This is a genomic window from Micromonospora sp. NPDC005173, from assembly GCF_040608515.1.
Classification (GTDB): Bacteria; Actinomycetota; Actinomycetes; order Mycobacteriales; family Micromonosporaceae; genus Micromonospora.
Genome location: NZ_JBEXIK010000057.1, coordinates 22,303 through 39,817, shown reverse-complemented (window position 1 = coordinate 39,817; position 17,515 = coordinate 22,303). Strand labels below are relative to the sequence as shown.

At 69.5% G+C, this 17,515-nt stretch carries 20 protein-coding genes; 9 read left to right on the top strand and 11 right to left on the bottom strand.

Annotated elements, in window-relative coordinates; translation table 11 throughout:
- A partial coding sequence (locus ABZV00_RS33800) for a transposase (RefSeq protein WP_355613750.1) occupies positions 1-355 on the bottom strand: 355 nt, incomplete at its 3' end.
- Positions 356-632: 277 nt separating this feature from the next.
- Between ABZV00_RS33800 and ABZV00_RS33795 the strand changes: the two genes are divergently transcribed.
- On the top strand, positions 633-1,073 hold the full coding sequence (locus ABZV00_RS33795; RefSeq protein WP_355613748.1) for an IS110 family transposase: 441 nt from the start codon (positions 633-635) through the stop codon (positions 1,071-1,073).
- Positions 1,074-1,127: 54 nt separating this feature from the next.
- Here ABZV00_RS33795 and ABZV00_RS33790 read toward each other — a convergent pair whose 3' ends face one another.
- The gene (locus ABZV00_RS33790) at positions 1,128-1,481 is read right to left on the bottom strand and encodes a VOC family protein (protein WP_355613746.1); all 354 of its coding nucleotides are present in this window, start codon (positions 1,479-1,481) and stop codon (positions 1,128-1,130) included.
- Between the two features lie 5 nt (positions 1,482-1,486).
- Positions 1,487-2,689 (bottom strand): MFS transporter, encoded by a 1,203-nt coding sequence (locus ABZV00_RS33785; protein WP_355613744.1) that lies wholly within the window; start codon positions 2,687-2,689, stop codon positions 1,487-1,489.
- Between the two features lie 66 nt (positions 2,690-2,755).
- Here ABZV00_RS33785 and ABZV00_RS33780 point away from each other — a divergent pair, with 66 nt between their 5' ends.
- The gene (locus tag ABZV00_RS33780) at positions 2,756-3,604 is read left to right on the top strand and encodes a LysR family transcriptional regulator (protein WP_355613742.1); all 849 of its coding nucleotides are present in this window, start codon (positions 2,756-2,758) and stop codon (positions 3,602-3,604) included.
- A 195-nt stretch (positions 3,605-3,799) separates the two neighbouring features.
- Here the strand turns inward: ABZV00_RS33780 and ABZV00_RS33775 are convergent, their stop codons facing one another.
- Positions 3,800-5,299 (bottom strand): Gfo/Idh/MocA family oxidoreductase, encoded by a 1,500-nt coding sequence (locus tag ABZV00_RS33775; RefSeq protein ID WP_355613740.1) that lies wholly within the window; start codon positions 5,297-5,299, stop codon positions 3,800-3,802.
- Positions 5,300-5,528: 229 nt separating this feature from the next.
- Positions 5,529-6,422: an SIS domain-containing protein gene (locus tag ABZV00_RS33770; RefSeq protein WP_355613738.1), complete on the bottom strand. Its 894-nt coding sequence runs from the start codon at positions 6,420-6,422 to the stop codon at positions 5,529-5,531.
- Between the two features lie 162 nt (positions 6,423-6,584).
- Here ABZV00_RS33770 and ABZV00_RS33765 point away from each other — a divergent pair, with 162 nt between their 5' ends.
- The 5 genes from ABZV00_RS33765 to ABZV00_RS33745 all read left to right on the top strand — a co-directional run bounded on the left by ABZV00_RS33765 (position 6,585) and on the right by ABZV00_RS33745 (position 11,409).
- Complete coding sequence (locus ABZV00_RS33765) at positions 6,585-7,964, top strand: extracellular solute-binding protein (protein WP_355613736.1); 1,380 nt, start codon at positions 6,585-6,587, stop codon at positions 7,962-7,964.
- A 19-nt stretch (positions 7,965-7,983) separates the two neighbouring features.
- Positions 7,984-8,910, top strand: coding sequence for a sugar ABC transporter permease (locus tag ABZV00_RS33760; RefSeq protein ID WP_355613734.1), 927 nt, complete (start codon positions 7,984-7,986; stop codon positions 8,908-8,910).
- Between the two features lie 3 nt (positions 8,911-8,913).
- The gene (locus tag ABZV00_RS33755) at positions 8,914-9,840 is read left to right on the top strand and encodes a carbohydrate ABC transporter permease (protein WP_355613732.1); all 927 of its coding nucleotides are present in this window, start codon (positions 8,914-8,916) and stop codon (positions 9,838-9,840) included.
- 53 nt (positions 9,841-9,893) lie between these two features.
- Positions 9,894-10,661 carry a DeoR/GlpR family DNA-binding transcription regulator gene (locus tag ABZV00_RS33750; RefSeq protein ID WP_328426554.1) on the top strand — a complete coding sequence of 256 codons (768 nt, stop codon included), beginning with the start codon at positions 9,894-9,896 and terminating at the stop codon, positions 10,659-10,661.
- Positions 10,662-10,749: 88 nt separating this feature from the next.
- Positions 10,750-11,409 carry an MSMEG_1061 family FMN-dependent PPOX-type flavoprotein gene (locus ABZV00_RS33745; RefSeq protein ID WP_355613731.1) on the top strand — a complete coding sequence of 220 codons (660 nt, stop codon included), beginning with the start codon at positions 10,750-10,752 and terminating at the stop codon, positions 11,407-11,409.
- 262 nt (positions 11,410-11,671) lie between these two features.
- Here the strand turns inward: ABZV00_RS33745 and ABZV00_RS33740 are convergent, their stop codons facing one another.
- The 5 genes from ABZV00_RS33740 to ABZV00_RS33720 form a co-directional block, all read right to left on the bottom strand.
- Positions 11,672-12,037: a DNA polymerase ligase N-terminal domain-containing protein gene (locus tag ABZV00_RS33740; RefSeq protein ID WP_355613729.1), complete on the bottom strand. Its 366-nt coding sequence runs from the start codon at positions 12,035-12,037 to the stop codon at positions 11,672-11,674.
- Positions 12,038-12,105: 68 nt separating this feature from the next.
- Positions 12,106-12,291, bottom strand: coding sequence for an OsmC family protein (locus tag ABZV00_RS33735; RefSeq protein ID WP_355613727.1), 186 nt, complete (start codon positions 12,289-12,291; stop codon positions 12,106-12,108).
- A gap of 45 nt (positions 12,292-12,336) precedes the next feature.
- Positions 12,337-12,897 (bottom strand): hypothetical protein, encoded by a 561-nt coding sequence (locus ABZV00_RS33730; protein ID WP_355613725.1) that lies wholly within the window; start codon positions 12,895-12,897, stop codon positions 12,337-12,339.
- Between the two features lie 315 nt (positions 12,898-13,212).
- A complete protein-coding gene (locus ABZV00_RS33725) occupies positions 13,213-13,686 on the bottom strand; it encodes a hypothetical protein (protein WP_355613723.1) in 474 nt (157 codons plus the stop codon).
- On the bottom strand, positions 13,683-14,084 hold the full coding sequence (locus ABZV00_RS33720; RefSeq protein ID WP_355613721.1) for a DUF6069 family protein: 402 nt from the start codon (positions 14,082-14,084) through the stop codon (positions 13,683-13,685). Before ABZV00_RS33720 ends, ABZV00_RS33725 begins: the two co-directional genes overlap by 4 nt.
- A 130-nt stretch (positions 14,085-14,214) precedes the next feature.
- Between ABZV00_RS33720 and ABZV00_RS33715 the strand changes: the two genes are divergently transcribed.
- A complete protein-coding gene (locus tag ABZV00_RS33715) occupies positions 14,215-15,375 on the top strand; it encodes a histidine kinase (RefSeq protein WP_355613719.1) in 1,161 nt (386 codons plus the stop codon).
- Positions 15,363-16,025: a response regulator transcription factor gene (locus ABZV00_RS33710; protein ID WP_328415302.1), complete on the top strand. Its 663-nt coding sequence runs from the start codon at positions 15,363-15,365 to the stop codon at positions 16,023-16,025. Before ABZV00_RS33715 ends, ABZV00_RS33710 begins: the two co-directional genes overlap by 13 nt.
- 70 nt (positions 16,026-16,095) lie before the next feature.
- On the opposite strand, the gene ABZV00_RS33705 is transcribed toward ABZV00_RS33710, so the two are convergent.
- Positions 16,096-17,514, bottom strand: coding sequence for an NAD(P)/FAD-dependent oxidoreductase (locus ABZV00_RS33705; protein WP_355613717.1), 1,419 nt, complete (start codon positions 17,512-17,514; stop codon positions 16,096-16,098).
- Between the last annotated feature and the right edge of the window lies 1 nt (position 17,515).

Sequence of the window (17,515 nt, the reverse complement as noted above, 5' to 3'; positions counted from 1 at the left end):
CGACGGGGCGCAACCGCTTGTGACGCATGGCGGCATGCGCGACGCTGGCGGCATCCGCTGCGTCAGTCTTGCGGGAGCCGCCGGTGTCCAGCAGCTGAGCTCGCGCTGCGAGGGTGGCCGGCACGTCGACGACGTCCTCGCCTGCTGCGGCCAACAGTTGCGCGATACCGCGTCCCAACCCGGCTGCGCCTTCGACCGCGAAGCGACGTTCAGGCCAGCTGGCGGCCCAGCCGGTCAGCGTCTTGTATGCCGCGGCGTTGACGGTGGTCCGCCGAGTCGCGAGGAGTTGGCCAGTCTTGTCGAGGGCGACGGCGGTCCAGGAGGACTTGTGCGGGTCGATGCCGATCGTGATCACGGAGAGCCGGGGTTCCTTCCATCAGGCGAACGAGGAGCATCGCCGTGGCGGGCAGCCTGACTTGAAGAAATTCTTGAGCACGCCTCTGTTGAGCCACGCCACGGCCGGGCGCCGGCCAGCGGCGGCACGCTCTTGAAGAGCCAGCCCGAGGGCGGCAAGGGGTATGCGAGCCAGTGCCAACCGGCGCCCTGACGCTACGGGCTGCAGACCCCAGCGCCTGAACCCAGTAAACAAGTCAGGGGACTGCCCGGCTCAAGGTAGCGCTGCCCTCCCGTCGATGAACACCGTCGGGCCGATCCGGGCCAGACTTGCCGGGCACGGCGGCTACATCGCGATCCAGGCCATCCCCGGTGTCGGCCCGGTGCTGGGGGCGGTGTTCGTCGCCGAGATCGGCGAGGTCGACCGGTTCGGCGGCCCGGCGCAGCTGACCTCGTGGGCCGGGCTGACCCCGCGCCACCGCGAGTCCGACCTGGTCGTGCACCGGGGACGGATCACCAAACAGGGCTCGACCCTGGTCAAGCCCCTGCGGGGGTGGGCCTACGGCCCAGCCGTTGACCCCGGCACCGCACACACGCCTGCCCGAAACCCATCGCCGGAACCGAAAAAATCAACGTCAGCCGGTCAAAATCCCAGCCTTGACCGGCCCCGCTCCTTCATGGATGACACAGAGGGGTACCAGATCCGGACGTGCCGAGTACTCGTAGGCAATGCCGGCTAGGGTGCGTCGCAGAATTCGGGCTCGTGGCCGTAGTGAGCGAATGAAGAGGGTTGGTCAGCCTGGGGCAAGGAGGCAGAACTCGCTACCTTCCGGGTCGGCGAGGACGGTCCACGGGACATCGTTTTGACCTAGGTAGATGGCGGTGGCGCCGAGAGTCCGCAGTCTGGCCGCCTCGGCCTCCAGGTCGTCACCCGGGTATGGGCGGACGTCGAGATGGACGCGGTTCCACACGGTCTTCACGTCGGGTGTGCGGAGGAACTGCAGATATGGGCCGACGCCCTTGGCGGAGTGGTCGATTGCGGTCACCGGCGCGCCGCTGCCGCCGTGGTGACCAGTCGCCCCCGGTCGGCGCCGCGAGTCGTACTTCGTCTCCCGGCAGGATCGCGGCACCCCCGCCCGCCTCGCCACGCTCACTATCCGAGATCAACTGGAACAGGGTGGTAGGGCACCGCCGTTCGAGCGGGCGAGCGGCGGGACAGTAGGTGTCCGGTCAGTGCGGCGGCGAGGCCGGCCAGCCCGGCCGCCGCGAAGCCGCCCGCCGGCACGGAGAGGTCGATCGCCACGCCGACGAGCGGGGATCCGAGCGCGAAACCAGCGCTCTGCGCTGACGATTGCAGACCTGTCGCCTCACCCCGCACGGCGGCCGGCGCCAGCCGGCTCACCGCGTCGGCCACCGTGGCAAGGGTCGGCGCGGTGAGTAGCCCGCTGCCGACGACGGCCACGCACAACCAGGGCCAGTCGTGGGCGAGCCCGGCGGGAATCGTCACAAGCCCGAGCAAGCCGAGCAGCAGCCACGTGGGCAGCGGCCGGGTCAGTGCGCCGTAGAACAGTCCGCCGACGACGGACGACACGCCGAACACCACTACGACCACGGCAGCCCAGGACACCTGACCTGCTTCTTGCAGCGTGGCGACGATGGCGAGGTCGACGCCGCTGAGCAGCGTCGTCGTGCCGAACGCCATCGTCAGCGTGGCGATCATTCCGGTGCCCAGCCACTGCCTGCGCGGGGGCCGTCCGGCCGCGCCGGCATCCGCCTCGGCATCGGCACGCACCGGGGGGTTGAGCAAGGCGATTCCGGCTCCGCCGGCCACGATCGCGGCACCGACCCCCCACGCCACCACATCGGGGGACATCGTCGCCGCACACAGGATCACCACCGCCGGGCCCACGATGTACGACAGCTCGCCCTGCACCGATTCCAGCGCAAACGCGGCCCGGCGCTGCTCCGTTGTCGTCATCGCGGCGATCGCCTGCCTGCTCACCGCCTGGGCCGGCACCATCAGCAGACCCGCCACGAAGCTGGCGACCAGCAGGAACCCATACGGCAGGATCGGCACGCTCAGCCAGAACACGACCTGCACTACGACGGTTACCAGCAGCACGGTGCGCGGGCCCCGCGAGTCGATCATGCGGCCGAGCAGCGGCCCGCCCAGCGCCACTCCGGCGGTCAGGGCCGCGGCGACCCCGCCCGCTGCCGCGTAGCTCAGCTCCAGGCCCAGCACGACATACATCGTCAGCGCCATCACGTCAGCCGTGATCGCGGCCCGGGCGAGCAGCGAAACGCCCAGCAGCGATGCCATCCCTGGCACGGCGAGCACCTGTCGGTAACCGGTCACCAGCGTGACGTTAAGTCATCCCTCACATCATAAGAAGTGGGCAATTTGTTGGAGCTGGCATAATGAATGCTTATGGCCAGGGATCTTGAGACCGCGTTGCTGCGGTCGTTCGTCACCGCCGTGCGGGCGGGCAGCATCAGCCGCGCCGCGACCGCGCTCGGACATACCCAGCCCGCGCTCAGCCAGCAGTTGCGCAAGCTCGAGAGCGTTGTCGGCCGTCCGCTGCTTTACCGGTCGCCGTCTGGCGTCTCGCCGACCCGGGCGGGTGAGGAGCTCCTGCCGTACGCCGAACGCATTCTCTCGCTCTCCGCACAGGCACTCACCGAAACCGGACGCGCGCTTACCGGCCACTGCGTCGTCGGGTTGCTCGAAGACCTCGCCGCGTCCCAGCTTCCGCAGGCCCTCGCCGACCTCGCCCGGCTGCACCCCGGCGCGACGCTGGAGGTGCTCAGCATTTCCAGCGCCGCGATGCGGGAGGCCTACGACGCGGGCCGCGTCCAACTCGTGCTCGACGCGGTGCCGGACGTTCCCGGGCCGCCGCGCTGGACGGTACGCCGCCCGCTGGTCTGGGCTATCGGCCAGGGTGTGGACATGGCTGCCGATCCGCTGCCGGTGGTGCTGTTCTCGAACCCGTGCTCCTGGCGTACGTCAGTGCTGGAAACGCTGGAACGTGCCGATCGGCGCTGGCGGGTGGCGTTCGAAAGCAACAGCCTGATCGGTGTGCTCGCCGCGGTACGGGCCGGGCTCGGCGTCGCGGCGCTCATGCCCGCGAACCTCGAACCGGTCATGGCCTGCCACGACGCGGACGCCCTGCCCACCCTGCCGGACGTCGAACTCGGTCTCGCACGGCACCCACGGACCGAAGGTAATCCGCTGATCGATGCCGTGGAGACCGCGCTACGTCGCATGGTCTGAGCACGAGCCCGTCGAGACCCCGAGCATGTCGTGCCCACCTTCGAACGCACGCACATCGGCTACTTGTTTCATTGACCTGCGACCGTGGCCCGGCCGGGCAGACCTCGCTGGGTGGCTCTCGAAGCACCGGGGTCGGGCACGGACAATACCGTTCGTGCCCGACCCCGGGTGCGTTAGCTCAGCCCGCGCCTGTGCCTACCGGCGCGGCCGGCCGTTGCCGTCCAGCCACGGGTCCTCCGGCCGCGGCCGGTCGAACGTGGGGCGTGCCTCCGTCCAGTGGCCGCGGGTGAAGTCGGGCACCTTGACCGACTTGAAACCCTTGCCCTTCAGCGACTCGTGGCTGAGCGGGATTACCGAGCACCACGCCGCCGAGTCGTAGACGTCGATGTCCGGGGTCATGCCCAGGCGCATCAACTGGACCATCCGGAAGATGGAGATGAAGTCGCCGCCGCCGTGCCCACCGTACTGGCTGGCCAGGTTCTGCAGGGCCGGCCAGATCCAGTGGTCGTGCTGGTTCATGATCGTGCTGAAGGCACTGCCGGTCCGCCACGCGTGGTTCGTGTGACCGAGCGACTCCAGGTAGATCCGGGCGTTGTCCAGTTCCAGGGAACCCCGGGTCCCGGTGAGCGTGGTCTCCCGGCTGTACGGGTGGGGCGAGTTCACGTCGTGCTCGACCCGGATGAACCGGTCGTTGACGGTCTTGATGAAGACCTGCTTGCGGTCCCCGGAGATGTAGGGATCGTCGTCCCAGGACGGGTGGTCCGCGCCGACCCGCGGGTCCTCCTCGCGGAACAGGGCCAGCGCCTTGGGCCGCGAGGCGACCGCGACGAGTTCGTCGAAGCGGTCGCCGCGGTTGATGTCCAGGCAGGCCGAGACCGGCCCGAGCCCGTGCATCGGGTAGTGGGCGGCGTTCATCCGGGTTTGCCAGCGCCGCCGCCAGTGCTCCGGGTAGTACGCACCCCCGAAGGTGTACGGCCAGCGCAGGTCGTGGACGTATCCACCGGAGGCGTGCTGCAACTCGCCGAAAAGCCCCGCCTTGGCCATGTTGAACATCTGCATCTCGGGGCGGAAGTAGTTCACGTTCTCCAGCAGCATGCAGTGCTTGCCGGTGCGCTCGGAGGTACGGACCAGGTCCCAGATGTCGTCCAGGTGCGGCGCGATCGGCAGCTCGATGGCAACGTGCTTGCCGTGCTCCATGGCCGCCTTGGCCATCGGGTGGTGCCACTCCCACGGCGTGGCGATATAGATCAGGTCGATATCGTCACGGCGGACGAGCCGCTCGAAGTCCTCCTCGCCGTTGGAGTAGCCGACCGGCTCCTTGTCCTGGAAGCCCTGGGCCATGACTCGGCTGATGGTCTCCGCGACGTGGTCGGGCCGGATGTCGCAGACCGCGGTGATCGTGGAGACGGCGGCCCACCGCATGGCCTGGTCTCCGCCGCGGTTGCCAAGGCCGATGATGCCGACGCGCACCTCGTCGAAGCCCTCAAAGGGCACGTTGGCCATGGACTTCTCTTTGCCCTTGATCCGGGCAGGTTCGGCCGCGGGCGCCGCACTGGCCGCCGCGCCCGGCAGTAGGGCACCGCCCAGTCCGGCCGCGGCGCCCAGCGCGCCCACGCCCTTCAGGACGTTGCGCCGCGACGGGTGGGATCTGGCTGCCTCGGTGGACTCGCTCGGGATGGCTTCGTTGGGACTCACGTGGATCAGCTCCTCTGCGGGAATGTGACGGGTCACGCGAAATTTCAAGCAGTATCGATCACTCCACTTGCGAGCGCAATGGTCGATCAGAGATCTTCTGCTTGAAGGTGATCGTTTGACGCACGATCCAGGCACAATTGCTTAACCATGCTGGCGGACGCGAGAGGTCAGTCAGCACCGGACCACCTGGCCCGGCTACCTCCGGCACCCTGGCCCGGGTGCCTAGCGGTCAGCCGTCGAGGATGACCGACCGGGACAGATTGCGCGGCTGGTCCGCGTCGAGCCCTGCTGCCCCGGCCCGCAGCAGGCACAACTGTTGGACGCGGACCAGATCGGCGAGCGGATCCACCTCGGACCATTCGAAGTGTCCGCCAGTGGCCCGGACCTGGTCCGCCAGGCCGACGGGAACCTCTCCGAGCGCCCAGACGACTCGGCCGGCCCCGGTGATGCTGAGCGGACCGTGCCGGTACTCCATGGCGGGGTAGGACTCGGTCCACAGTTGGGTCGTCTCGCGTAGCTTCAGGGCCGCCTCGTGCGCGAGCCCGACCGTCCAGCCGCGTCCGAGGAAGGTGATCTGGTCGGCCGTCGCGGCCGGGCTCGTCGCGTCGACGCCACGATCGAGAACCTGCCGTGCCTGTTCGGCGACCGGACGTAGGTCGTGACCGAGGGCCGCCCGCAACAGCGCGAGCGTGGTCGTCGCGAAGCGAGTCTGTACGACCGAACGCTCGTCGACGTCGCTGAGCACGACCGGACGGGCCATGCTCACCGCCGGTGATGTCGCGTCGGCGGTGATGACGGTGGTCGGCGCGCTGTCCCGGCGCTGCTTGAGGACGTCGAGCACCTCGGTCGTGGTGCCCGAGCGGGTAATGCAGAGCACCCGGTCGTAGCCACGGCCGAGTTGGTGTTCGCTGGCCGGCCACGCGTCGGTGATGCCCTCGCCGGCGCTCTCGCGCAGGGCCGCGTAGGCCTGGGCGACGAATAGCGATGTTCCACATCCGAGCACCGCGACTCGCTCGCCGGGCTGCGGAAGGTCCATCGCCACGGAGGGCAGCACGTCCAAGACACGGAGCCAGTCATCCGGCTGGGTCTTGATCTCGGCCGCCAGGAAGGTTCCTTCACTCATCGGGTGCCTCGTCCTCGTGGTTCATGCGAGCGGGTTTGGAGGGCCTCCAGAATGGAGCGATCTGATCAAGTCTGTCAAGAAAGTCACGGAATCAGTCAGGAACACGCATCGAGGCCCGGGAGGGACCGTCCACGACCGGAGCAGCAGTTACAGCGGAAGGCCTTGACGTTGCTCGGGACGGCAACGCAGAATTCCCCCAGCGGCGGCTTGATCGTGGAAGATTCCGACCAGAACCAGTCACGAACGATCACAGCCAGCCAGGATTCCGATCACGACTTTGGCGATGTCCTTGCGCCGGTGGAGGCGGATATGAAGAGATTCGTGCGTTCGTGGGCAGCCGTAGCGGTTGTCGGCCTGGCGCTGACAGGTTGCGGGTTCGGCGGCGACGACGGGCAGAGTGAGGGCGGCAGCACGCTGTCGTTCCTTGTGCCCAGCTACAGCGACGGCACCAAGGCGCTCTGGGAGGGCATCATCGCCGACTTTGAGGCGGCTCACCCGGACATCAACGTGGAGCTCGAGATCCAGTCCTGGGACAACATCAACGATGTTGTCCGTACCAAGGTCCAGTCGAACGCCGCACCGGACATCCTCAACATCGACGCCTTCTCCGGTTTCGCGGCGGACGACCTGTTGTACTCCGCCGACGAAGTGGTCTCGGCGAACACCGTGGCGGACTTCCAGCAGTCCTTTGCGGACAACGCCTCGATCGACGGCACCATGTACGGCCTGCCACTGATCGCCTCGGCCCGCACCATGCTCTACAACACCGAACTGTTCGAGCGGGCCGGCGTCACGGCACCGCCGAAGACGTGGGACCAGCTGCTCGACGCGGCGAAGAAGGTGGCCAGTCTCGGCGACGGCGTCTACGGCTACGGTATGCCGCTGGGCAGCGAGGAGGCCCAGGCGGAGACTTCAATCTGGACCTTCGGCAACGGCGGATCGTGGACCAACGGGTCGACCATCGCGGTCAACACCCCCGCGAACCTCGAAGCCGTCACGTTCATGAAACGGATGATCGACGAAAAGGCCACCCAGCCCGACCCCGGGGCGTCCGACCGGACCCCCATGCTGGACGTGTTCATCCAGGGCAAGATTGGCATGGTGGTGGCGCTCCCGCCAACCGTCAGGCAGATCGCGGAGAAGAACCCGAGCCTCAAGTACGCGAGCGCGCCGATTCCCACCAAGGACGGTCAGCCGATGACCCTCGGGGTCGCCGACCACCTGATGGCGTTCAAGAACGAGGGTGACAAGCAGGAAGCGCTCAAGACCTTCCTGGACTACGTGTTCAGCGCACCGGTCTACACGAAGTTCGTCGACACCGAGGGATTCCTGCCCACCACCAAGTCCGGTGCAGCGGCGCAGGCGGGCAAGACGGAGATCGCGAGCTTCCTCGAGGTCCTGCCGAACGCCAGGTTCTACCCCAGCACGAACCCGCAATGGGCGGCGACCCAGGGCGCGATGCAGAGCCTGATGGGACAGATTGGGCAGGGCAAGGATCCCAGGGCGGTGCTGGATGAAATTCAGGCCAAGGCCAACGGCTAGCCTGCGCGGTTAACGAATGATGACCAACCAACTGGTGGAAGTGCCGGCACCCGCGGTCTCGGCGCGTCGTCAGGCACGCCGGGACCTGGTGGCGGCACTTCCATGGCTGTTGCCGACGCTGACGCTGATTGTCACTATCGTCCTGTTCCCGGCCGGCTATCTGGTCTGGACCTCGACCCGGGACGTGTCGCCAGTCGGGGTCGACCGCGGCTCGGCCGGGTTCGACAATTATGTGACGCTGTTCGACTCCCCCGCGTTGGGTAGGGTGCTGCTCAACACCGCGATATGGGTGGTCGGCGTCGTCGTGGTGACGCTGCTCGTCTCGATGGCGCTCGCGCAATTCCTTGACAAGGCCTTCCCTGGACGCCGACTGGTTCGACTCGCGGTCATCGTTCCGTGGGCGGCCAGTGTCGTGATGACGTCTACCGTCTTTTACTACGGACTCGATCCCTTTTACGGCGTCATGAACCAGTTCCTGGTCGACCTCGGGATTTTGGATACCGGGTTCGGCTTCACCCGACAGCCGGTGCCGGCCTTCCTGGTGGCCATGGGAGTGGCGGTGTTCGTCTCGTTGCCGTTCACCACGTACACGATCCTCGCCGGGCTGCAGATGGTGCCGCGCGAGGTGGTGGAAGCCGCCTCAGTGGACGGCGCCGGCTCGGTGCGGACCTACTGGAGCGTGATCTTCCCGGTCCTGCGGCCAGCGATCGCGGTCGCCGTGCTGATCAACATCATCAACGTCTTCAACTCGCTGCCCATCCTCCGCACGCTGACCGGCAGCATTCCCGGGTACGACGCAGACACCACCACTACGTTGATCTTCAAATACATCCAGCAGGACCGCCAGGTCGAGACGGCGAGCGCACTGAGTGTCGTGAACTTCGTCATCGTCCTCGCGGTCATCGGTATCTACCTCCGGGTTGTCCGGCCGATGAGGGACGAGTGAGCCTTGGCGACGACGGCAACGAGATCTCAGGGCGATGAGCGCGCCAAGAAATCGGTGCGCGCCAGCGGAGACAACGGTCGCACCCGGAGCCGTGGCGGGCAGCGCCACGGCCGCCGCCGATGGTTGATGACATTGGCCGGCGCGGTGGTGGCGTTGTTCTTCCTGGCACCCTACCTGGTGATGTTGATCGGCTCGTTCAAGCGGCACTCGGAGATCCTGCGCATTCCGGCCACATACCTGCCGACCGAATGGGTGCCATCGAACTACGCGTCGATGTGGTCCACGCCGGAGACGCCGCTCGCCTACAACCTCGTCTCCACCGTCATCATCTCTGCCTGCGGGACACTGCTGGTCCTGGTGGTGGCCATGCCCGCCGCCTATTACACGGCCAAGCACCGCTTTCCCGGACGACTGGCGTTCCTGCTCCTGGTGCTGGTGACCCAGATGCTCCAGCCGACCGTACTCGCGGCGGGACTGTTCCGGCAGTTCCTCGCGATCGGCATCGACGACACCTGGCTCGCTATGATCCTCGTCAACGGCGCGTTCAACCTCAGCTTCGCGGTGTGGATCATGCACAGCTTCTTCGCCGGGGTGCCCAAGGAGATAGACGAGGCGGCAATGATCGACGGTGCCAGCAAACTGCAGACGCTGCGGCGGGTAACCCTGCCGGTGGTCTGGCCGGGCATCGTCACCGCGATCATCTTCACGTTCGTCGCGTGCTGGAACGAGTTCGCGGCCAGCCTCGTCATCTTGACCACGGCGGAGAACCAGCCGCTGACCGTCGCCATCACAAAATTCGTCGGTCAGTACGATTCGGCGTGGCAATACGTCTTTGGAGTCTCTATCGTCGGCATCGTGCCCGTGATCATTCTCTTCGCGTTGGTTGAAAAGCGCCTGGTGGCAGGTCTCACGGCGGGGGCCATCAAGTGAGCACGGCCGAGGCCGCCACCGACCGGGCGGACGGCCGCGACCGCGCCCAGCGCCTGCAGGCGCTGCTCGACATCCTGGGCGCGCGCGGCAGGCTGTCCGTCGCCGAGGCGGCCAGCGCCCTGCAGGTCTCCGAGGCGACGGTCCGCCGGGACTTCACCACCCTGGCGGAGCAACAATTGGCGGCTCGGACGCACGGCGGTGTCGTGGCCACGTCCGTCTCGTACGACCTGCCGGTCCGCTACCGGGGCCGGGGCGACAACGGCGCCAAGGAGCGCATCGCCGCGATCGCCTGCGAGCTCGTCGAACTGGGCGACGTGGTCGCGTTCAACGGTGGCACCACCACGTCCGCGACGGCCCGACGCCTCGCCGCGCGGGTCGACCTCGCCCAGGCCGTTCAGCGGCCGGCCGTGACGGTAGTGACGAACGCACTCAACATCGCCACCGAGATGGTGCTGCGACGCCACGTCCGTACCGTCATCCTCGGCGGTGTGGCACTGCCCCAGTCGTACGAGCTGACCGGGCCGTTGGCGACGATGGTCCTGAACGAGCTGTGGCTCGACGTGCTGATCCTCGGGGTCGACGCGTTCTCCCCCGACGGCGGCACGTCCTGTCACGACGAGGGCGAGGCCGGCATCGACGCGACGATGGTCCGGCGGTCCCGTCGGGTCGTCGTCGTGGCCGGCTCGGAAAAGCTGGGCCGGCACTCCTTTGCCCGGATCTGCGACGTCAACGCGGTGGACGTCCTGGTGACCGACGACGGCGCGGACGCGAAGGTCGTCGCCGACCTACGTGCCGCCGGGGTCAACGTGCTGCTGGCCTGAGGCCGGCCCGGCGGGCCGGAGTTGGCGAGGTCGATGCGCCAGTCCATGTGGCTATCGTTCGCCAGGTATGCCCATTAGGGTCGGCGGCATGACGCCAGCCCTTGCCGCCAGCGCCTTCGACTCGCTGCGCCTCGACGCCGTGCCCGACCAGGAGGCGCTGCGCCGGGCCTACGAACTCCCCAGCGACGCGGCCGTGCGCAAGCAGATGACCGAACTCACCGAGCAGACCCGGCGGTTGATCGGCTGCTCGTCGCTGGTCCTGGTCGCCAGCGTGGACGCCGAGGGCAACTGTGACGTCTCCCCGCGCGGCGGCCCCGCCGGGTTCGTCGCCGTCCTGGACGCACGGACGGTGGCGATACCGGACGCGACTGGCAACAAGCGTCTGGACACCCTGCAGAACGTCATCGCGACCGGACGGGCCGGACTGCTGTTCATGATCCCGGGGCGCACCACGACGCTCAGACTGAACGGCCGGGCCTGCGTCTCCACTCGCCCCGATCTGCTGTCGCAGCTGACCGCCGTGGGCAAGCCGCCGGCCAGTGCGCTGGTGGTGGGAATCGAGGAGGTCTACCCGCACTGCCCCAAGTCGCTCCTGCGCACCGGGGTCTGGGAGCCGGAGAAGTGGCTGCCAGCGGACGCCCAGCCGACCTCGGCCGAGGTGACGCTGGCCCAGCTGCGGATGCCGGAGCTGACGATCGCTGACATCGAGCAGGCGGAGGCGGACTCGCTGAAGTACCGGTACGAGTAACGAGCCGCACAGCGATTGCGCCGAGCACCGCCCTTGTCAATCGGACCTTGACGACGGTCGGACGCTGCGGGGGCGGGTGGCGCTGGTCGCGATGAGGCCGTGGCGGGGTTGCGGCGCGTGCACCCCGGGCAGGCCCCGAGTGCCGCCGCCGGCGGCGGGAGTGTCGGCGCCTCACAGCCGGCGGCACCACCCCGCAGGCCTGGCCCGATTACCAGCGCTGGTCGAAGGCGCTTTAGGAGTACGGGCGGACCTCGGGAGCCTTCTAACCGCGCTCGTCCGGAGGCTGCTCTTTCGTCAGGTGGAGCAGCCAACCCTCACCGGTCCGGATGAGCGCGTATCGCCGACGGCCGGCGCCGCCGTTCAACGTGAACAGCATTCGACGCTCGGTGCGGTCGTGCTCCTCCCAGGTGCCGATGTCGGCGATCGACTTGTCGGCGTCCTCGTAGGTGAGGTGATCGAGGTGGTGGTCGGGCACGGCGATCGCGAGCCGGTTGTCGTCGGGACTGTCCGGCAGGCCGCGAGGCACCGCCCAGGAGCGCAGCACACCGTCCTCCTCGAGCCGCAGGTCAAAGTGCGGTCGTGGTTTGCGGTGGTGGTGCAGGACGAATGCAGGTGCCACTCTCACCATTGTCCGCACACACCGGTCCCACCGCCTGCCGATGGATGCGCTACTGCTCAACCTGTTCAACTGCAGACTCACCCGGCACCCGCAGACCTCAGTCTTTCTCCGGCCTCGTCCCGGATCTTGTCGCCGCTGACTACGACGGAGAGTTGCGTCGGCTCGGCACGACGCCTGGTGATGTGGTCCACGTCTATCGCCGTGCAGCCGCCGATGGCAGCCAGAAGCAGCTCCACCGGCGTGAAGCTGGTTCCCGGTGACATCGCACGGACGAGGACGCACTGACCACGTCGGCAGGGCTGATCCGGCTACAGGAGGTCGATGAGCTGCGGCGGGACCTCGCACGTCAGCCCCACCGAGTTCATCCGATCGGTGAGCGGCTCGCCATCCGCGGTCGGCACCACGAAGCGCGGCCGGCGGCCGGCGGCGAGATCGGCGGCATACCGCTCGCGGGCCTCGACGAGGGTCTCCCAGTCGCCCAGCCACGCGTTGACCGGATGATCGCCCGCCAACAGGTCGCGGTCCAGGTCACGCACCCGCGCCACCATGGCGGTCACTGCGGCGTTCTGCTCCCGGATCGAGCGCGCCCGCGCGTCGGCGGGTGCGTCGGGAGGTACAGCCTTTGCCGCCACGGTGGCGCGCATCGTGGCGCACGCGCTCTCGGCCACCTCGCTGACCGGTGGATTGTCGATCAGCTCGGGCCGGTCGTGGTTCGCGTACGTCCAGAGGCCGGCGCAAAACACGACGACGCCTCCGACCGCGATCACGACGACCAGGGCGGCGCCGAGAACCCACCACCCCGCGCTCCCCCGCCCCGACGGCGCGGGGCGGGCACCGGGGTACGGCGGGAGTGTGGGCGGACGGCTCACGCCTGCATCGTGTCGACCCCGGTCAAGGACCGCCAGCAGGCCGTCGAACCGATCACGATGCTCAGCTGGGCGCGGAGCCTCGCGGAACTCGACCCTGCGAGCCAAGCTGGCCGGAGCACCCGTGTCGGCGAGTACCGGCGCGGGCACGGGTGAGCGAGCAGTGCCACCGACGGCGAGCAGATCCGTGTCACTCCTCAGCGCTTGTCGGGTGGGAAGGCACCCGTTTCCTTCACGCCCATCGCACAACCCATCCCGGGCCTGCCGGTTCCATCGATCACTCGTCCTCGTCATCGCCTTCTGCCGGACACGCTCGCGTCAACCCATGGGGCCGCGACTGGCGGTGCTGACGACCGCCATCATGATCAGGGTGCGCTGCCGCCGTCGACTCATCAGTGCGAAGCAGGCGGTGAGCGCCACCAGCTCCACCTCGGCCCACTCACCGGTTACGTCGACGCGGATCGGCCCGCCGAGCCGGCCGGGGAGGCGCACCGCGAGCCGGTGCCCGTCGCGGACCAGCTCGCCACCGCAGCGGCCGGGCGCCCAGCGCGTCGCCCCGCCGGGTCCCGGCACGTGCGACTGGCGCGGGTCGAGCCGTACCGCGGCGCCGTGCTCGGCCTGGGCGGTGACCCCGATGCGTCGGCGGTCGGTCGGCTCGACCGTCCAGAGGCCCGCGCCGGTGCGGATCTCGCCGCACCGCCACGTCCAGCCGGTATGCAGCGAGGCGCGCGGTCCGGCATCGGAGTCGAGGACGAAGGCGCCGTCCTGCTTGCGTATGGTCAGCGCGATCATCGGTTCAGCCCTTCCGGGCGCGGCCGGGGCAGGCCGAGGATGAGGACGACGCCGACGCTCAGGTGTAGCAGCGCGAGCGTCGTCTTCGCTCCCCCGCCGACGCCGCTCGGCGGCCCGACCAGCAGTGACAGCAGCAGGACCGCGACCGCGATCGAGGTCCACCAGGCGCGCGCCCGGTTGGTGAGGCGTTCCAGCATCGCGAGCAGCGTCCAGGCGGCCAGTGCGGCGACCGCGGCGGCCACCACGACCGCGGCCACCGTGATCTGCCGGGTCGCGTTTGCGGTGCCGGCTGCCAGGTCGACGCCGGCCGCCGAGTGCAGGATCGCGAACTCCGCCGTCGCCACCAGGGTCGCGCCGGCCGCCACTGCGGCTCGGCGCAGGGAAAGGTTGTTCGTCATGCCCTGAGTCTGTGGACCGGCCCGGGTCGGGCACGTCGGTCCGGACGCCGCGGCGGGTACATCCGTCGGCGGCGCCGCGTACTACCAAAGGAGGTGGTCCGGGCCTCCGCGAGCCCAGTAGCCTGCGCTGGTGGATGCGGCGACGTGCGACGTGGACCCGCCGCGGACGTGGCGTTCCGTCCCGGTGGGTGTGGCGACCGTGACGATGGGCGTGCTCATCGCGACCGTGCTGTGGTCCGCCACCCGCTCCGAGTCGACAGCCCTGGTCCGCGCCGATGTCGCGCTGGCGGTGGCCGCCCTGGCCCTCGTCCCGGTGGTCGTCCGCCGCCCGGAGGTCGCTGGCGTGCTGGCGGGCCTGCTGGTGGCGCTGTCGCCGGTGGCCACTCCGGTGGCGAGCTTCGCGGTGCTGTTCACCGCCCGCAACAGGCCGTTCCGGCAGGCCGCGGTGGTGGCGGCGGTCGGCGTGGTAGGCGAGGCGGTGCAGGCGGTGTGGCGGCCGATGCCCAGCCTGCCGTACGGGTGGCGGCTGGTGCTGATGACGGCCGCGTACGCGGCTCTGCTTGGCTGGGGCACCTGGGCGCAGGCCCGGTACGCCCTGCTGGCGGCACTGCGGGACCGGGCCTGGCGGGCGGAGCAGGAGCAGGAACGGCGGGTCGTCGAGGCGCGGGCGGCCGAGCGCAGCCGGATTGCGCGGGAGATGCACGACGTGCTGGCCCATCGGCTGTCGCTGCTGGCAGCGGCCGCCGGCGCGATGGAGTACCGGCCGGACGCTCCACCCGAGCGGCTCAGCGCCGCCGCCGGGGTGATCCGCGCCAGCGCACACCACGCCCTCGACGAACTGCGCGAGGTCATCACGCTGCTGCGCACCGACGACGCCGAGGCGCCAGCGGACGCACCGCCCGGGCAGACCCTCGCTGACCTGCCGCGCCTGGTCGAGGAGGCTCGGGCCGCCGGGCAGCACATCGAGGTCGACGACCCGCTCGGCCCGCCGGTCGAGGTCCCCCCGACGGTCGGCCGCACCGCCTACCGGATCGCGCAGGAGGCGCTGACCAACGCCCGCAAGCACGCCGCCGGGCAGCCGGTCCGACTCGCCGTCGGCGGGGCGCCCGGCTCCGGCCTGAGCATCGCGGTGAGCAACCCGACCACACCCGACGGCGGTGCCGCCGGGCACGACGGCGCGGGCCTGATCGGTCTCGCCGAGCGGGCCGCCCTCACCGGCGGCCGCGTCGCCCACCACATCGACGCCTCGGGTCGGTTCCACCTCACCGCGTGGCTGCCGTGGCCGACGTGACGGGCCCGGTCCGGGTCGTCATCGTCGACGACGATCCCCTCGTGCGGGGAATGCTGACGATGATGCTCGACGGCGCCGACGGGATCGTCGTTGTGGGCGAGGCCGCCGACGGCGGTGCGGCGATCACCGCGGTGGACCGGCACATGCCCGACGTGGTGCTGATGGACATCCGGATGCCCGGCGTCAACGGCATCACCGCCACCGAGCGCCTGCGCCGCCGCCCCCGGCCACCGGAGATCATCGTGCTCACCACGTTCGACACCGACGAGCACGTGGTGCGGGCCCTGCGGGCCGGTGCCAGCGGGTTCCTGCTCAAGGACACCCCGCCGGAGCGGATCAGCCAGGCCGTCCGCGCCGTCGCCGCCGGCAACCCGATGCTGTCGCCGGGCGTCACGCGCCGCCTCATGCAGCGGGTCGCGTCCGGCGCCGAGTCCTACGAGCAGGCGCGTACCCGGCTGGCCCTGCTCACGCCCCGGGAACGCGACGTCGTCCTGGCCATCGCGCAGGGACGCTCCAACGCCGAGATCGCCACCGAGCTGCTGATGAGCGTGACCACCGTGAAGGCCCACGTCTCGCACATCCTGACCAAGCTGGACCTCGACAACCGCACCCAGATCGCCCTGCTCGCCCACGACGGCCGGCTCGCCTGACCAGGTCCCGGGCGCTCGGCCTTGGTGGACGGCCGCGCGAACCGCGACGGGACGAGCGCTCGGTTCACCGTCAGCGGCCGTATGTCTCCAGCAGCCGCAGCCACACCTCGCTGACGGTCGGATACGCCGGAACCGCGTGCCACAGCCGGTCCAGCGGGACCTCGCCGACGATGGCGATCGTCGCGGCGTGGATCAGTTCCGCGACGTCCGGGCCGGCGAGGGTGAGGCCGACGATCACCTTCCGGTCCTCGTCGACGACCATGCGGGCGTGTCCCCTGTAGCCGTCGGCGTGCAGGGAGGAGCCGGCAACGGCGCCCAGGTCGTAGTCCACGACCCGGATCCGTAGTTCGGCCGCCTCGGCCGCAGCCGCGGTCAGCCCCACCGACGCGATCTCCGGGTCGGTGAAGACCACCTGTGGCACCGCACGTTCATCGGCCGTCGTCGCGTGCCGGCCCCACCGGCCGTCCTCGACCGTCGCACCCTTCGCCCGGGCCACGATCACGTCGCCCACCGCGCGCGCCTGATACTTGCCCTGATGGGTCAACAGCACCCGCCGGTTCACATCACCCGCGGCGTACAGCCACTCCCCGCCGCCGACGACGCGCAAAGTGTCGTCGACAGCCAGCCAGGCACCCGGCGCCAGCCCGATGCCGTCGAGGCCGATGTCCTGGGTGTTCGGCGTACGACCGACCGCCACGAGAACCTCGTCGGCCTCGACCCGCTCGCCGTCGGCGGTCTCGATGTGGACGGTTCCGCTGTCGTCGCGGTTGACGGAAACGGCCTCCGCGCCGACGCGTACCGACACACCGGCCGCGCGCAACGACTCCGTGACGAGTTCACCGGCGAACGGCTCTGCCGACGGCAGCACACCGTCACGGGCCAGCACCGTCACCGAAGACCCCAGAGCGGCGAACGCGGTCGCCATCTCGGACGCCACCACACCACCACCGATGACGGCGAGCCGGCCTGGAACCGACGTGGCCGCGGCGGCCTCCCGGCTGGTCCAGGGCGCCACCTTCCGCAGACCCGGAATATCCGGCAGCAACGCACTGCTCCCCGTCGCGACGACCACCGCATGCCGCGCGGTCAACGTCGTGACACCGTCGACGCCGGTCACCTCGACGACCCGGGCGGAACGGATCCGCCCCTGGCCGCGGTGCAGAGCGATCCCCGCCGACTCGAGCCAGGACACCTGCCCGTCGTCCTTCCAATGAGACGCGAAGGAGTCCCTGCGTCCGAGCACCGCCGCGGCGTCCAGGTTTCCCGTCACCGCCTCCCGCGCACCCGGCAGTTGGCGAGCCGCCCGTAGCGCGGACGCGCTGCGCAGCAAGGCCTTGGTCGGCATACAGGCCCAGTACGAGCACTCCCCGCCGACCAACTCCCGCTCGATGATGGCGGCGGTCAGGCCGCCCTGCACGACCCGGTCGGCGACGTTCTCCCCGACCGGACCCGCACCGATCACGACGACGTCGTACTCGATGGTGGTCATG

Coding starts and splice junctions, on each gene's coding strand:
- ABZV00_RS33725 (WP_355613723.1), bottom strand. CDS start 13,686: ATGATCGCGCTGACCATACGCAAGCAGGACGGCGCCTTCGTCCTCGAC.
- ABZV00_RS33760 (WP_355613734.1), top strand. CDS start 7,984: ATGACCAACCAACTGGTGGAAGTGCCGGCACCCGCGGTCTCGGCGCGT.
- ABZV00_RS33780 (WP_355613742.1), top strand. CDS start 2,756: ATGCTTATGGCCAGGGATCTTGAGACCGCGTTGCTGCGGTCGTTCGTC.
- ABZV00_RS33745 (WP_355613731.1), top strand. CDS start 10,750: ATGACGCCAGCCCTTGCCGCCAGCGCCTTCGACTCGCTGCGCCTCGAC.
- ABZV00_RS33705 (WP_355613717.1), bottom strand. CDS start 17,514: ATGACCACCATCGAGTACGACGTCGTCGTGATCGGTGCGGGTCCGGTC.
- ABZV00_RS33795 (WP_355613748.1), top strand. CDS start 633: ATGAACACCGTCGGGCCGATCCGGGCCAGACTTGCCGGGCACGGCGGC.
- ABZV00_RS33735 (WP_355613727.1), bottom strand. CDS start 12,291: ATGTCACCGGGAACCAGCTTCACGCCGGTGGAGCTGCTTCTGGCTGCC.
- ABZV00_RS33770 (WP_355613738.1), bottom strand. CDS start 6,422: ATGAGTGAAGGAACCTTCCTGGCGGCCGAGATCAAGACCCAGCCGGAT.
- ABZV00_RS33740 (WP_355613729.1), bottom strand. CDS start 12,037: ATGGTGAGAGTGGCACCTGCATTCGTCCTGCACCACCACCGCAAACCA.
- ABZV00_RS33720 (WP_355613721.1), bottom strand. CDS start 14,084: ATGACGAACAACCTTTCCCTGCGCCGAGCCGCAGTGGCGGCCGGCGCG.